Source organism: Buchnera aphidicola (Cinara laricifoliae), assembly GCF_900698945.1.
GTDB classification, from domain to species: domain Bacteria; phylum Pseudomonadota; class Gammaproteobacteria; order Enterobacterales; family Enterobacteriaceae; genus Buchnera_F; species Buchnera_F aphidicola_AC.
In genome coordinates this window covers 96,440-113,276 of the sequence record NZ_LR217717.1, presented here as the reverse complement: position 1 = coordinate 113,276, position 16,837 = coordinate 96,440, and the positions used below count along the sequence as shown (strand labels likewise).

Here is a 16,837-nt window from a genome sequence, read left to right as displayed (position 1 = left end):
GGTGTAGAAAATTTTATCTACACCCCATTTTTATATATATAATATTAGGAATTATAATAAATCATGACACAACAAGATTACTATAAAATACTAGGAGTTTCTAATACTGCTAATGAACGTGAAATAAAAAGAGCTTATAAAAAACTCGCTATAAAATATCATCCTGATCGTAATCAAGGAAACAAAACAGCAGAAGAAAAATTTAAAAAAATTAAACAAGCATATGAAATTCTCAGTGATTCAAAAAAACGAAACGCATATGATGAATATGGACATGCAGCATTTGAACAAAATCATAATACTAGCGGGTTTCATAGTAGCTTTACAACATCAACATCCGATTTAAATGACATATTTGGTGATGTTTTTGGTGATATTTTTGGAAGTAATAGAAACAATACTAAAAAAAAAGGATCTGATTTACAATATAATATTAATCTTACATTAGAAGAAGCTGTACGGGGAACTACAAAAGAAATCAAGATACCAACATTAAATATATGTAAATCATGTTCTGGACAAGGATCTGCATATGGTGCACAACCACAAACATGTACATCTTGTAATGGTCATGGACACATACAAATGAGAAAAGGATTTTTTAGTGTCCAACAAACATGCTCTACTTGCCAGGGAAATGGAACAGTTATTAAAAATCCATGTAAAATATGTTATGGACAAGGTCGTATTAAAGCATCTAAAAAATTATCTATTAAAATTCCAGCAGGTGTTGATACTAATGATCGTATTAGACTAAATCATGAAGGTGAAGCAGGCCAATGTGGTGCACAATCAGGAGATTTATATATACAAATTACAGTAAAAAAACATCCTATTTTTATTAGAGAAGATAATAATCTTCATTGTAATGTTCCTATTAATTTTGTAATTGCTGCTTTAGGTGGAGAAATTGAAGTACCAACATTAACAGGAAGAATAAAACTAAAAATACCATCTGAAACACAATCAGGTAAATTATTTAGAATAAGGGGTAAAGGAGTAAAATCAGTACGAAAAGGATATGTAGGAGATTTATTGTGCAAAATAATAGTAGAGACACCTGTAAAATTAAATACTTTTCAAAAAAATCTATTACAAAAACTAGGAAAAAGTTTTGGTGAAGTTAAAGGAGAAAACCATAGTCCCCAATCTAAAAGATTTTTTGATAGCGTTAAAAGATTTTTTGATAATCTTACACAATAAAAATATAATTAAGAGAAGGTATTGCTATCTATATAGCAATAAAAATAGACGCAATACTTAAATAATATATCTGATATATATCAAGAAATCTGCTTGATATGTTTAATTAATATAGATTTGTGTCTAGCAGCCTTATTTGCATGCAAAATTCTTTTTACAACATATCTATCAATGATAGACTGTAATGTAGAAAATGCTTGATTCGCTTTTTCTTTATCTTTTTGTTTAATAAAAAAATACACCTTCTTTATAAAAGTTTTAATAGTAGATCGTTTACTAGAATTAAATTCTCTTCTTTTTTTAGAAACAATTGCATGTTTTTTAGATGATTTGATATTTGCCATAATAGTTACAACCTCATAAATGAATATTATTAATAAAAAATTATTTATATTATAAAATATTTATAATATTTAAAATATAAATTTTTATATAAATTAAATGAATAGAATATATATATTTTATATTTATAATGTATAAAATATATATATATATTATAAATAATATTATTCATGTTAATATAATAAAAATTATATTATATATACAATAACATTAATTATAAAAAATAAAAACATATTATAAATTAATAATATTTATTATAAAAATAATATATAAACGTAAATACTAATAAGAATAAATATATATATTATTATTAATAATTAATATTTTTTTTAAAAATATTTTTTTTCATAAATTATTTTTTTAAAAAATAAATATTCATTAGTAATGAATATAATTTTTATGATTTTTAATAATAATATATCTATTAATTTAATATGAGTTACATATGAAAACGATTAAACAATCCTTAAATTTACCTAAAACTAAATTTCCTATGAAAGCAAATTTAGCTGTAAAAGAAATAGAAATATTGAAAATTTGGGAAAAGAATAAATTATACGATAACTTACATCTACACAATAAAAAAAAAAAAATTTTCTCTTTACATGACGGACCACCCTATGCTAATGGAGATATTCATATTGGCCATGCTGTTAATAAAATATTAAAAGATATAATATTAAAATTTAAACGTATGTCTGGATTTTTTGCACCTTATATTCCTTGTTGGGATTGTCATGGATTACCTATTGAACAAAAAATAGAACAAATACTTAAAAAAAAAATAAATAATATCAATAAAAATCAATTTCGCAAAATATGTCATAAATATGTATTAAAACAAGTTGATAAACAAAAAAAAGATTTTATAAGATTAGGTATCTTAGCAGATTGGGACAATATAAACTTAACTATAGATTACATGAATCAAGCTAATACCATAAATGTATTAGCCAAAATTGTTGAAAAAGGATATATTTATCGTGATCTTAGACCTATTCATTGGTGTTTTCATTGTCAATCTTCCTTAGCTGAAGCTGAAATAGAATATCAAAAAAAAAGTTCACTATCTCTTTATATTTTATTTATGATAAAAAATCATAATTTATTAAAAATAAAATCTAAAAAACCAATCCAAGAAAAAATAAATACTATTATTAATGTTTCAATTATTGTTTTTACTACTACACCTTGGACATTACCAACATGTCAAGCCATTGCTGTTAATCCAAATCTACAATATCAATTAATAAAAATTAAAAAAAAATATTATATTTGTGAAAAAAAGTTAACAAAAGAAATAATTAAAAAAAATAATATCAAAAAATATAAAATTATTGGTTATATAAATGGAAAAAAATTAGAAAACTTAAAATGTACACATCCATTTTTAAATATTTCTATCCCTATTATATTATCCTTACATGTATCTAATGAACTAGGAACTGGAGCAGTACATATGTCTCCAGATCACGGATACGAAGATTTTTTAGCCTGTAAAAAATATAACATAAGACCTACTCAAATAGTTAATTCATACGGATTTTATGATCTACCAAAATTTTATCCATTAAATAATATGCATATTTTTGATATAGAAAATATAATTTTAAAATTATTAAATAATAATGATAAAATATTTTTTTTAGAAAATATCCAACACTCTTATCCACACTGTTGGCGTCATAAAAAACCTGTTATTTTACGAACTACACCACAATGGTTTATCAGACTATCTGATCCTTTACTGAAAGATAATATATTAAAAGAAATCAAAAAAGTTTTATGGATTCCTGAATGGGGAAAAAATAAAATGAAAATTATGTTAAAAAATAGACCTGATTGGTGTATATCTCGACAAAGAACTTGGGGTATTCCAATTCCATTTTTTATACATAAATATACCGGTCAACTACATCCTGATACTGTTTCTATTATGAAAAAAATAGCAAAAAAGATTCAAATATACGGTTATACAATATGGTGGGAATCTAATACAGATACTTGGTTAAAAAAAAATGCTGATATGTATAAAAAAATTGACGACATACTTGATGTATGGTTTGAATCAGGATCAAATCATCAACTTAAAATATATAAACATAATATCAGTAATATACCAAATTATACAGCCAATTTATATTTAGAAGGATCAGATCAACATCGTGGTTGGTTTATGTCATCACTAATTACATCAGTAATTACTAAAAATCATGCTCCATATCAATCAGTATTAACACATGGATTTGTTATTAATGAACTTGGTCAAAAAATGTCTAAATCATTAGATAATAACAAAAAACCTAAAGATATTGTCCAAAAATGGGGAGCAGATATTTTAAGACTATGGGTAGCTTATACAAATTATACTAATGATATATCTATTTCTGAAAAAATATTGCACCAAATTTCTGATCATTATAGAAGAATTAGAAATACAATAAGGTTTTTATTCTCTAATATTTTTGATTTTAAAAAAAATACTCATATCATAAAATATGAAAAAATGTTACTGTTAGACCAATGGATGCTAGATGTAACCTATAGATATCAAAAAAAAATTATCAAAAATTATTCAAATTATAATTTTCATGAAGTAGTACAAAAAATTATTAATTTTTGCTCTATTAAATTAGGATCTTGTTATTTAGAGTTAATTAAAGATCGATTATATACTACAAATAGTAATAGTATAGAAAGACGGAGCAGTCAAACAACAATATTTTATATATTAAATACCCTTATACGATGGATTGCTCCTATATTATCATTTACTGCAGAAGAAGCATGGAATTATTTTAATTTCAAACAAAAAGAATCTATATTTACTAAAAGATGGTTTAAAAAAATTAAACCACTTCCAAAAAACGTTCCCTATAATACATTTTTTTGGAAAAAAATATTTATTATTAGGTATGAAATTAATAAATATATTGAACAAGCAAAAAAAAGTAAATATATACGTAATTCATTAGAAATAGTACTAACGTTATATGTGGATAAAAAATTATTTAAATTACTTTTATCTTTTAATAATGAATTAAAATATATTTTCTTAGTATCTGAAACACAATTACGTCGATATTCCTCTGCACCTACAATAGCTTATTGCAATAAAAATATTAAAAATTTAAAAGTAATAATTAAAAAAAGCAATAAAATTAAATGCCCAAGGTGTTGGCATTATTCAAAAAAAATCAATTTTATAAAAAATAATACAAATATTTGTTATAAATGCCTTATCAATATCAATCAAACAGGAAAAAAACATATTTTTCTATAAAATATTTATTAATAGAACTAAATATTACCTATAAAAATAGATAACAATAAATATTAATATATTCGTTTAAAATAAATAAAATCTATAATATATTTGTCTCAATAATAAAATAAAATTTGTATATAAGGATACTTAAATATGAAAAATATAAAAACTAAGATAGCTATTTCCGGTGCACTTGGTCGTATGGGAAAAATTTTGATTAAAGAAATTAAAAAAAATAAATGTATTAAATTAATATATGGATTAGTTCCAAATACACAAATTAAAAATCATTGTAATAATGATAAAAAATATTTTTTAAATAAAAAAAAATTTCTTACTACATTAAGTATTCTTAAAAAAAATAAAAATATTTCATCATTCGATACATTAATTGATTTTAGTACACCATGTACTACAATAAAAATGATAGAATACTGCATTAAATATAAAAAAAAAATGATTATAGGAACAACAGGATTTAATCCTATACAAATAAATATAATTAAGAAAGCATCTAAAATAATTCCAATATTATATTCTCCTAATTTTAGCATTGGTATTAACGTAATACACAAAATAATACAATATATCTCAAATATATTGGGTAATAATTCTGATATTGAAATTATTGAATCTCATCATAGAAATAAAATAGATGCGCCTTCAGGAACTGCATTACAGTTAGGAAAAATTATTTCAAAATCAATGAATTGGAATTTTAATGAATCAGCTATATTTTCACGATATGGAAATATCGGAACACGAAAAAACCATACAATTGGTTTTTCCACTATCAGGGAAGGAAATACAATTGGTGAACATACCATATTATTTTCTAATGAACACGAAAAAATTTCTATTAAACATAAAGCTATAAATCGATCAGTTTTTGCAAAAGGAGCTCTTAAAGCAGCTATTTGGATACATAATAAAAAAAAAGGCTTATATAATATGTCTGATGTTCTTCACAACATCTCTATTTTGTAAAAATATCAACATATATAAAATATATTATTAATTAAAATGTAATAAATAATTTACATATATTTATAAAAATTATATATTAGAGGAAATATTTTGAAAAAATTAGCACATTTAATATTAGAAAATGGTACTATTTTTCAAGGAATCTCCGTAGGAATAGAAGGTGAAACAATTGGAGAAATAGTATTTAATACCGCTATGACAGGATATCAAGAAATTTTAACAGATCCTTCATATTTAGGACAAATTATTTCATTTACTAGTCCGCATATCGGTAATGTCGGAACAAATCAATTAGATGAAGAATCTAAAAAAATTCATGCTAATGGCATCATTACTCGATCTATATCATCTCTCGACAGTAATTTTCGTAGTACACAAAATTTATCTAAATATATACAAAAACACCGAATTATAGCTATATCAAACATTGACACAAGAAAACTAACTCATATTTTACGAAATATCGGATCTTTATATGGATGTATACAATCTGAAAAATATATGAATATAAAAAATGCTATTCATAAAATTAACAGTTATAAAAATAAAAAAAATATAACTATATCTACTGGAGTAAAAAAAATTAAAAAATGGAATATTGAAAAATATAAAAATACATGTAATAAAAAAAAATTTCATGTTGTTGTATATGATTTCGGTGTTAAAAACAGTATATTAAGAATTTTACAAAAAAAAGGATGTAAAATTACTTTAATTCCATCAAATACTTCTGTAGAAAATATATTATCTTTACAACCTTCTGGGATTTTATTATCAAATGGACCTGGTGATCCACGATCATATTTAACATCTATTAAAAATATAAAAAAAATATTAAAATTTTCAATTCCTGTTTTTGGAATTTGTCTCGGACATCAAATTTTAGCATTATCATTAGGAGCAAAAATTATTAAGATGAAATTCGGACATCATGGATCTAATCATCCTGTTCAAAATATATATACAAAACGTGTATTTATTACTACCCAAAATCATAATTTTACTATTGATAAAAAATCAATAAAAAAAAATATTATTGTTACACATATATCTTTATTTGATAAAACGATTCAAGGAATCACATTAAAAAACCATCCATATTTTAGTTTTCAAGGACACCCTGAATCTAACCCAGGTACTCATGATATTCAACAATTATTTGATACATTTATTAATAATATGTATAAAAAGGAAATTTTAAATGCCCAAAAGAAATGATATAAATTCTATATTAATAATAGGATCCGGACCTATTATAATTGGACAAGCCTGTGAATTTGATTACTCAGGAGTCCAAGCTTGTACAGCATTAAAAGAAGAAGGATATAAAGTTATATTAATTAATTCTAATCCAGCTACTATCATGACAGATCCTGAAATTGCTGATAAAACATATATTGAGCCTATCAATATAAAAATTATAAAAGAAATTATTAAAAAAGAAAAACCAAATGCCATTTTACCTACTATGGGAGGACAAACAGCTTTAAATTGTGTGTTGCAATTACATCAATCAGGCATATTAAAACAATATAACGTAGAATTAATAGGTGCTACAATTAAATCTATTCAAAAAGCTGAAAATAGATCTTTATTCGAAAAATCAATGAATAATATTAATCTAAAAACAGCAAAATGCGGAATCGCTCATAACATAAAAGAAGCAAACATAATAATTAAATCTATTGGTTTTCCTTGTATCATACGACCATCATTTACTATGGGAGGTACCGGTGGTGGTATTGCATATAATTATGAAGAATTTAAAAGAATTTGTGTACAAGGTTTAGAATTATCACCGATATCCGAACTATTAATTGATGAGTCATTAATCGGCTGGAAAGAATATGAATTAGAAGTAATAAGAGATAAATTAAATAATTTTATTGTTGTTTGTACTATAGAAAACTTAGACCCTATGGGTATACATACCGGAGATTCTATAACTATTGCTCCTGCTCAAACATTAAGTGATCGAGAATATCAAAATATGCGAAATGCTGCAATAATGATTCTCAAAGAGATTGGTGTTACGAACGGAGGATCTAATGTACAATTTGCAATAAATCCAAAAACTGGAAAAATGATAGTTATTGAAATGAATCCTAGAGTATCTCGATCATCAGCTTTAGCTTCAAAAGCTACTGGTTTTCCTATTGCACGAATTTCTACAAAATTATCTATAGGTTATACTTTAGATGAATTAAAAAATGATATTACAGGACATAATACACCAGCAGCTTTTGAACCTTCTATTGATTATGTTGTAACTAAAATACCTAGATTTGATTTTAAAAAATTTCATAAATGTAACGATCGCTTAACTACTCAAATGAAATCAATAGGTGAAGTAATGGCTATTGGTCGTACATTTCAAGAATCGTTACAAAAAGCTATTAGAAGCCTAGAAATCGGATCTACAGGATTTGATCTAAATATTAATCAAATAAACCACAATAATACTTCAATAGATGAAAAAAAAATCAAATATGAATTAAAAGAAGCTGGTCCAGAACGATTATGGTACATAGGAGAAGCATTTAGATTACAATGGACGATAAAAAAAATATATGAACTAACATTTATAGATAAATGGTTTTTACAACAAATTCAAAATCTAATCTGTATAGAAGAAAAAATAAAAAATAATAAATTATCTGATTTAAATTATAAACAACTAAAATATTTAAAATCAAAAGGATTTTCAGATCTACGTATTTCTCAACTAATAAATGTCCAAGAAAGTGATATACGTAAAAAAAGATATAAGTTAAAATTACATCCTACATATAAACGTATAGACACCTGCGCAGCTGAATTTTCTACAGAAACTGCTTATATGTATTCTACTTGGGAAGATGAATGTGAATCTTTACCTACTAAAAATCCAAAAAAAATCATAATTCTCGGTAGTGGACCAAATAGAATTGGCCAAGGTATCGAATTTGATTATTGTTGTGTACATGCATCAAAAATATTAAAAAAAGATAAATATGAAACAATTATGATTAATTGTAATCCTGAAACAGTATCTACAGATTATGATATATCTGATAGGTTATACTTTGAACCCATTACATTAGAAGAAATATTGGAAATTATACGTATAGAAAAACCAATGGGAATTGTAATTCAATACGGAGGTCAAACACCATTAAAATTAGCAAAACATTTTAAAAAAGAAAAAATCAATATCTTAGGAACACAACCAAAATATATTGATATAGCCGAAAATAGAAAAAAATTTCAAAAAATAATTCATTCACTAAAATTACAACAACCTAAGAATGATACTGCAAATAATATACAAGAAGCATTAAAAAAATCTAATTATATAGGATATCCAATAATTGCACGTCCTTCATATGTACTAGGTGGGCGAGATATGGAGATAATCTATAATGATAATCATCTCAAAAAATATTTTTTAAATCGTGATCAAAAATCAAAAAACCAAACCATTTTATTAGATCAATATCTAGATAATGCTATTGAAATAGATGTAGATGCTATCTGTGATCAAAAAAATGTCTTTATTGGCGGGATTATGGAACACATAGAACCAGCAGGAATACATTCAGGAGATTCTGCATGTACTTTACCCGTTTATACATTAGACAAAAAAATAGAAAAAAAAATAAAAAATCAAACAAAAATTTTAGCTCTTAATTTACATGTATTAGGATTAATTAATATTCAATTTGCCGTTAAAGATAGAAAAATATTTATTTTAGAAGTAAATCCACGAGCATCTAGATCTATTCCTTTCGTATCAAAATCTATTGGAGCACCATTAGCAAAAATAGCAATGCGTGTAATTTGTGGAATAAGTTTATTACAACAAAACTATATTCGAACAATCAAACCAAAATATTTTTTTGTCAAAGAAGTTGTGTTACCATTTAATAAATTTCCAGAATCTAATCCTTTTTTAGGACCAGAAATGCGATCTACAGGAGAAGTGATGGGTATCGGTAAAAGTTTTTCATTAGCTTTTTATAAAGCGATGCTCGGAATATCCGTAAATCTTAAAAATAATGGAATAGTTTTATTATCTGTAAAAGATCAAGATAAAAATTTAGTTATTGATATTGCTATGAAATTAAAAAAATTGAAATTTAAATTAGAAGCAACGTTGGGAACTTATTTAAAAATAAAAAATCAAGGAATTCCAGTAAAATTAGTTAATAAAATTTATGAAGGAAGACCCAATATACAAGATTTTATTAAAAATAAAAAATATATTTATATAATAAACACATCAATAGATAATAAAAAAAATAAAGAAACTCGCGAAATACGAAAAACAGCTCTAAATTATAAAATACATTATGATTCTACGTTAAATGGAGCTTTTGCTACTATTTCTGCTTTACAACACATTGGAAAATATCCAATATTATGCTTACAAAACATACACCGAAATAATTTATATTAAAAATATAATATAATAATATTTATGTTATTTAATAATTTATAATTAGTAGTATAATTACTATAAATATTTTATTTTATATAAATATAAATTTATATGTATCTTTATTATAAAATCAAAATCTATTTTTATTAAAAGTAAACGTATTTATTAAATAAATGTGATGTATATATTACAATTCTAATTAAATATAATATATATATATCATGTTTATTTAAAGAGAAATATTTATAAAAAATTATTTATTTTAAATAAAAAACATTAAAAATTTATTAATAAGATATTATTAAATATAATTGATTATATATCAATTCATATAAATATAAGATATTATATAATAAAATTATATAAAATAACTTATTAATACATACCATTCAAAATGAATCATATAATTTTAAAAAATTTTTTGCAAGTAAAGAATACTGATGTACTGAAACATCTTCTGCACGAGAAAATGGACTAATATTAAATTTTAATAATGTCTTCTGAGAAAATAATTTAAATAAATTTTTAATCAAAAATTTACGTCGATGCTGAAATGCTACGCGAGTAATTTTTTCTAATGCAAAAAAATATCGATTTATTTGATTTTGATTATGTACGCGATACGGGATAAATCGTAAAAACATAGAATCTATTTTAGGATTCGGAAAAAAATTATATTTATCTATACTACAAATGGGAATAATTTTATAAAAATATTGCGCAAGAACACTTAATTTTCCATATTCTTTACTACTAGGTGTTGCCAATAATCTACATGCTACTTCTTTTTGAAACATAAAATTCATATCAAAAATATACGAATTATATTGAATTAATTCAATTAATAAACAAGTAGAAATACTATATGGTAAATTACCTACTAATCGATATAAAATATTTTTATTCAAAGAAAAAAAATATTGAAAATCAAATTTCATAACATCAGTTAAAATAATTTTTATTTTTTTACTATACTTACTTTGCAATAAAAAAGATATAATATTTTCATCTATTTCTAATACTGTAATTGTATTAACGATATTACAAATTGGAAATGTTAATGCCCCTAAACCTGGACCAATTTCAATAAAATTATCAACTTTATTTAAATATATTTTTTGTATAATTTTATTAATAATAGTTTTATTTTTTAAAAAATTTTGACCAAATCTTTTTACAGGGATATGTTTTTTATATATAAATCTATTCATTAGGATACCTGATAAATATTTGTTTTGTTTATATTAAAAAAATTATTGTATTAAAAATAAAATTAAAAATTAATAATATAATCAATAAATTCTATAAACAATATAGTACTATATTTCTACAGTAATATTTTTAAAAAATTAATTCATCCTATTAAATTATTAATTTTTATCTCTATTATATATGTTACATACACGATATCTTATATTTTTATCTATTTATTAGTTCATTTTGATAAAATAATTTATTAATAAAAAAATTTCGATTAAATCTATACATAAAAATTAATTTCTACTATTAAAATAATATCTATAAAAATTATAGAATAAAATTCTATATTATTAAATTAATTATTAATTATAGTAATATCATACTTAGTTAAAAATTAACTTAAAATTAAAGAATTATTACAATATTTATCTCATATCAATATTACCGTAATATAAATTATAATATTATTAAATATTAATTATATTTTTAATATTTAAAATAATCGGCACGAAAATTTTTTAAAAAAATAATTTTATAATTTAATTTTTAAAAAATACGTGCCGATAATAATATTCAATACATATAATTAAACTATAGAAACAAAAATAAAAATATTTATACAAATTAATAAAATATAAAAAAATAAAACTATTATTTTATATAATATTGTTAATACATAAAAAATCTATATGTAATACAAGAGATCTAAACGCATGATATTGAATATCTTTAAGAATAACAAAAAACTTTTTTTTTTCTAAAAAAATCGATAAAGTATTAGAAAAAAAATTACTATTTTTCTGTAAATTAAAAATTACATCATGTTCTAACAAAATTAATAATTCTTGTTCTAAAAATTTTTTACCATATATTATTCCTGGAATTTTATGGTGTACTTTACGTACATAACGACTATTACTAGTACCTTTTTTATTACGATAAATAGCATTTAATTTTATCATGTATAATATCCTTTATTAAAAATAATAAAAATGCTACTAATATAGATTAGTAAACAATTTATTAATCATATATATCTAAAAAATTAATTAAATTTATTAGTTATATAATATATATTATTGATATATTAAAAATAATTTTTTATTTTTTTAAAATACTTCTACGATATAATAAAGATTGTTGTTTTAACCAGCATATTTCATTTTTCCACATTGTTGCATCTTTTGTTTCTAAAATAATAGGAATATTTTGAAATTCAGTAATTTGAACAATTCTAGAAAAAACATTTTTATTTATTTTTCCAAAACCTAAATTATCATGACGATCTAACCGACTATTACATTTTCCTTTAGAATCATTCATATGAATTCCGTATAAGTATTGTAATCCTATTACAGTATTAAATTTTTCAAATGTCTCATTAAAAATAGAAAAATCATTCAATTGATATCCCGAAGCAAACAAATGACAAATATCTAAACATATACCAATTCTAGATTTATCTTCAATTTTATTAATAATAAACGCTAAATGTTCAAAACAATATCCCAAATTACTTCCTTGACCTGCGGTGTTTTCTAAAACAACTACTATTTTACGCGTCTTATTCAACACGAAATTTATAGAATTAGAAATAATTTCTAAACATCTTCTTTCTGTAATTTGATACAAATAACTACCAGGATGAATATTAATCATCGTTAAACCTAATTGATAACAACAATCTATTTCATAAATAAAAGCATAACATGATTTTTTATTCATTTCTTTATTAGGGTGACCTAAATTTATTAAAAAACTACTATGCGGCAAAATCTGTAAAGAAGAATAACAATATTTTTTACAATTTGTACGAAAATTATTAACTATATTTTTAGCTAAAGGAGGACTTTTCCATCGCAATGGATTATTTAAAAATAACGAAAAAGCCGTTGCATTTAATTGATATGCCCGTAATACAGATTTATCTAATCCTCCCTGAGAACTAACATGTGCACCTATATATTTCATTAAAGTTGATTATTCCTGTTAAAAATAATATTTTACAATAATAAAAAATAAATCTAGTGTAGATATACTAGTTTATATACAATAATAATGCTAATATTAATATCATTATTTTTAATAAAGTTTATTAAAATAACAATAAAATCTATTAAAAATTTTAATAAAAAATTTTATCAAAATTATATATATACAAATAAATTTAATTTTAACAATATTAATATATTGAATAATTTCAAAATATTATAAATCAACGAAATAAAATTATGTCAACGCATACTTATACATTCTATGAAATAATACAAAAATTAAAAAATTTTTGGCATCAAAAAAAATGTTTTATATTAAAACCATTAGATATTTCTATAGGAGCAGGAACTTTTCATCATCATACTTTTTTTAATATCCTAAAAAAAAAACCTACTTCTATAGCTTATTTACAACCATCTAGACGACCATCTGATGGTCGTTACACTAATAACCCTAATCGATTACAACATTATTATCAATTCCAAGTAATTATAAAACCTACTCTTAATAATGTTCAAAAAATATACTTATCTTCTTTAAAAAAAATTGGAATTGATATAAAAAATAATGACATTAGATTTGTAGAAGATAATTGGGAAAACCCTACACTAGGAGCTTCTGGATTAGGATGGGAAATATGGTTAAATGGAATGGAAATAACACAAATTACATATTTTCAGCAAATGGGTGGAATTAATTGTAACGAACCAACTGTTGAAATAACATATGGGCTAGAAAGAATTGCCATGCATATACAAAATATAAATAATATTTATGATATAGTATGGGATATACATTCCATAAAAAAAATCAAATATTCTGATATATTCCTGGATCATGAAAAAGAAAATTCATATTATAATTTTGAATTATCAAATACTCAATGCATATTACAATTATTTCAATTACATATACAAGAAGCAACACGATTAACTAAACTTGTTAATCCAGTATCTATTCCAGCATATGAACATATGCTTCATGCTATTCATTATTTTAACTTATTAGACTGTAAAAAAGTTTTATCAACTACTGATAGAACAGATCACATCTTAAATATACGAAAAAAAATTAAAAAAATTGCTAAACAATATATATTTAATCAAAATAAAGAGTAAAAAATGAAACACAAAACTTTCATTATAGAAATACAAACTGAAGATCTACCAAGTAAGGAACTAAAAAATATAGCAGAATTTTTCTATTCATCTACAAGAAAAGAGTTAAATAATTATAATATTCAATATCAATCTATACTTTTATTTTATACTTCTAAAAGAATAGCATTAAAAATTTTTTGTTTATCATATGTTCAAAAAAATAAATATATTAGAAAAATAGGTCCACCAATAGAAAAAGCATTTAATAATAACCATGAAATAAATAAATTAACAAAATTATGGTTAAAAACACATCATATCTCTATTAAAAATACAGAAATAATAAATATTAATAAAAAAAAATATCTTACTTATATAAGTAAAGAAAAAGCTCCCTCATTAAAAAAAAATTTAATAGATATTTTATCAAAAATAATAAAAAAAATACCATCAAAAAAATCTATGCTATGGAATACCAATTCCATACGATTTTCTAGACCAATACTTAATATAATGATATTATTAAATGATAAAATTATTTCTTTAAATATACCGGAAATTACTTATAAAAATATTTCTTATGGACATTTTTTAATGGCTCCTGAAAAAATAATTTTTACACATGCTGATCAATATACTTCTGATTTATTTAAAAAAAAATATGTTATAATAGATTATAAAGAAAGAAAAAAAAATATACTTATACAATTAAATTATTTATCAAAAAAAATAAATAAATCAATTCATATTAATAAAAATTTATTGGAAGAAACTACAGCATCTGTAGAATGGCCAATAGCGCATTTAGGTCAATTCAAAAAAAAATATCTAAAAATACCTCAAGAACTATTGATATATACTATGGAAAATAATCAAAAATATTTTCCATTATATAATATAAAAAAAAATACAATAACAAATTACTTTATACTTATCAGTAATATCAATACTGTCAATAAAAAAAAAATTATCCGAGAACACGAACAGGTATTACATTCAAAACTAAGCAATATAAATTTTTTTATAAATAAAGATCAAACAATAAAATTTTCTGATAGATTAATTTTATTAAAAAATATATCTTTTCAAAAAAATCTTGGATCTATGTATGATAAAACTTTAAGAATAAAAAAATTAAGCCAATATATTGCAAAAAAAATAAAAACAAATATAAAATTAACAAAAAAATCAGCTATTTTATCTAAATGTGATTTAACAACCAATATAATAACAGAATGTACAGCTCTACAAGGAATAATTGGTATGCATTATGCGTTAAATCATCAAGAAAATAAGAAAGTATCTTTAGCTATTAAAGAACACTATCTACCTAATTTTTCACAATCAGATTTACCGACACAAAAAATATCATGCGCATTAAGTGTTGCAGATAAAATAGATACAATTGTAGGAATTTTTAGTATTAATAAAAAACCAACTAATCATAAAGATCCATTCGCTTTACGTCGAGCAAGTATCGGAATCATTCGAATAATAGTTGAAAAAAAAATAAATATTAATTTATATAAAATAATTAAAAAATCAATTAATTTATATCATCACATAAAACAAAAAAAAGAAATAATAAAATTAATTTTAGATTTTATTTTTTCAAAATATATATCATTGTACTCAAAAAAATATAATAAAAAAATTATACAATCTGTTTTATCTTTAAAATTAATAAACATTCTTGATATTAATAAACGTATAGATGCACTTACAGATTTTAAAAAAAACTATAACATAAATAATATCATTATTATATATAAAAGAATCAATAATATTATTTTAAAAACTGTAAAAAAATTAAAATTAATAAAAATAAATTTAGATGATACGTATTATAGAAAAAATTTTCTATTACATGAAAATCAATTACTTATAAAAATCAAAAAAATTGAAAAAAAAACAGATCAATTCAATAAAATAAATTACTTAAATATATTAATAAAAATATACCAATTATGTGAACCAATAGAAATATTTTTTAAAAAATCTTTTATACATGATCCTAAAATAGAAATATGTTCATATCGTATATGTATATTAAAAAAAATTAAAAAAATATTTTTATATATAACTGATTTTTCTTACTTATAAAAATTAATTTTTTTATTTATATCAATAAATATATTCCATGATAATATATTAAATAAATATAGATATATTTATTTATAGATAATTATATATATTATACATCTTTTATAATAATCACAATAAAAACTACTAAAATATTATACTGTATCAATAATACTATTACGATATTACTAATATAATTAATATTAAGTTTATTTTATAAAAATACAAATTATATTTATA

11 protein-coding genes are annotated in these 16,837 nt (G+C 21.9%); 7 read left to right on the top strand and 4 right to left on the bottom strand.

Annotated features, from left to right (window positions below):
• Positions 1-63: 63 nt before the first annotated feature.
• A complete protein-coding gene (gene dnaJ, locus BUCILAFE3058_RS00505; protein WP_154061448.1) occupies positions 64-1,203 on the top strand; it encodes a molecular chaperone DnaJ in 1,140 nt (379 codons plus the stop codon).
• Between the two features lie 80 nt (positions 1,204-1,283).
• On the opposite strand, the gene rpsT is transcribed toward dnaJ, so the two are convergent.
• Positions 1,284-1,547, bottom strand: a complete 264-nt coding sequence (rpsT, locus tag BUCILAFE3058_RS00500; RefSeq protein ID WP_154061447.1) for a 30S ribosomal protein S20 — start codon at positions 1,545-1,547, stop codon at positions 1,284-1,286.
• Between the two features lie 443 nt (positions 1,548-1,990).
• Between rpsT and ileS the strand changes: the two genes are divergently transcribed.
• The 4 genes from ileS to carB all read left to right on the top strand — a co-directional run bounded on the left by ileS (position 1,991) and on the right by carB (position 10,238).
• Complete coding sequence (ileS, locus tag BUCILAFE3058_RS00495; protein ID WP_154061446.1) at positions 1,991-4,828, top strand: isoleucine--tRNA ligase; 2,838 nt, start codon at positions 1,991-1,993, stop codon at positions 4,826-4,828.
• Positions 4,829-4,966: 138 nt separating this feature from the next.
• Positions 4,967-5,800: a 4-hydroxy-tetrahydrodipicolinate reductase gene (gene dapB / locus BUCILAFE3058_RS00490; protein ID WP_154061445.1), complete on the top strand. Its 834-nt coding sequence runs from the start codon at positions 4,967-4,969 to the stop codon at positions 5,798-5,800.
• 90 nt (positions 5,801-5,890) lie between these two features.
• Positions 5,891-7,018: a glutamine-hydrolyzing carbamoyl-phosphate synthase small subunit gene (carA, locus tag BUCILAFE3058_RS00485; protein WP_154061444.1), complete on the top strand. Its 1,128-nt coding sequence runs from the start codon at positions 5,891-5,893 to the stop codon at positions 7,016-7,018.
• Positions 7,002-10,238, top strand: coding sequence for a carbamoyl-phosphate synthase large subunit (carB, locus tag BUCILAFE3058_RS00480; RefSeq protein ID WP_154061443.1), 3,237 nt, complete (start codon positions 7,002-7,004; stop codon positions 10,236-10,238). Before carA ends, carB begins: the two co-directional genes overlap by 17 nt.
• A 371-nt stretch (positions 10,239-10,609) precedes the next feature.
• On the opposite strand, the gene rsmA is transcribed toward carB, so the two are convergent.
• The 3 genes from rsmA to nfo form a co-directional block, all read right to left on the bottom strand.
• On the bottom strand, positions 10,610-11,431 hold the full coding sequence (gene rsmA, locus BUCILAFE3058_RS00475) for a 16S rRNA (adenine(1518)-N(6)/adenine(1519)-N(6))-dimethyltransferase RsmA (RefSeq protein WP_154061442.1): 822 nt from the start codon (positions 11,429-11,431) through the stop codon (positions 10,610-10,612).
• Positions 11,432-12,076: 645 nt separating this feature from the next.
• Complete coding sequence (gene rplY, locus BUCILAFE3058_RS00470) at positions 12,077-12,382, bottom strand: 50S ribosomal protein L25 (RefSeq protein WP_154061441.1); 306 nt, start codon at positions 12,380-12,382, stop codon at positions 12,077-12,079.
• A gap of 139 nt (positions 12,383-12,521) precedes the next feature.
• Complete coding sequence (gene nfo / locus BUCILAFE3058_RS00465; RefSeq protein WP_154061440.1) at positions 12,522-13,391, bottom strand: deoxyribonuclease IV; 870 nt, start codon at positions 13,389-13,391, stop codon at positions 12,522-12,524.
• A gap of 260 nt (positions 13,392-13,651) precedes the next feature.
• Between nfo and BUCILAFE3058_RS00460 the strand changes: the two genes are divergently transcribed.
• The gene (locus BUCILAFE3058_RS00460) at positions 13,652-14,533 is read left to right on the top strand and encodes a glycine--tRNA ligase subunit alpha (protein ID WP_154061439.1); all 882 of its coding nucleotides are present in this window, start codon (positions 13,652-13,654) and stop codon (positions 14,531-14,533) included.
• A gap of 3 nt (positions 14,534-14,536) precedes the next feature.
• Complete coding sequence (glyS, locus tag BUCILAFE3058_RS00455) at positions 14,537-16,618, top strand: glycine--tRNA ligase subunit beta (RefSeq protein ID WP_154061438.1); 2,082 nt, start codon at positions 14,537-14,539, stop codon at positions 16,616-16,618.
• Positions 16,619-16,837 lie beyond the last annotated feature (219 nt).

Coding starts and splice junctions, on each gene's coding strand:
- carB (WP_154061443.1), top strand. CDS start 7,002: ATGCCCAAAAGAAATGATATAAATTCTATATTAATAATAGGATCCGGA.
- BUCILAFE3058_RS00460 (WP_154061439.1), top strand. CDS start 13,652: ATGTCAACGCATACTTATACATTCTATGAAATAATACAAAAATTAAAA.
- rpsT (WP_154061447.1), bottom strand. CDS start 1,547: ATGGCAAATATCAAATCATCTAAAAAACATGCAATTGTTTCTAAAAAA.
- glyS (WP_154061438.1), top strand. CDS start 14,537: ATGAAACACAAAACTTTCATTATAGAAATACAAACTGAAGATCTACCA.
- dapB (WP_154061445.1), top strand. CDS start 4,967: ATGAAAAATATAAAAACTAAGATAGCTATTTCCGGTGCACTTGGTCGT.
- rsmA (WP_154061442.1), bottom strand. CDS start 11,431: ATGAATAGATTTATATATAAAAAACATATCCCTGTAAAAAGATTTGGT.
- ileS (WP_154061446.1), top strand. CDS start 1,991: ATGAAAACGATTAAACAATCCTTAAATTTACCTAAAACTAAATTTCCT.
- rplY (WP_154061441.1), bottom strand. CDS start 12,382: ATGATAAAATTAAATGCTATTTATCGTAATAAAAAAGGTACTAGTAAT.
- dnaJ (WP_154061448.1), top strand. CDS start 64: ATGACACAACAAGATTACTATAAAATACTAGGAGTTTCTAATACTGCT.
- nfo (WP_154061440.1), bottom strand. CDS start 13,391: ATGAAATATATAGGTGCACATGTTAGTTCTCAGGGAGGATTAGATAAA.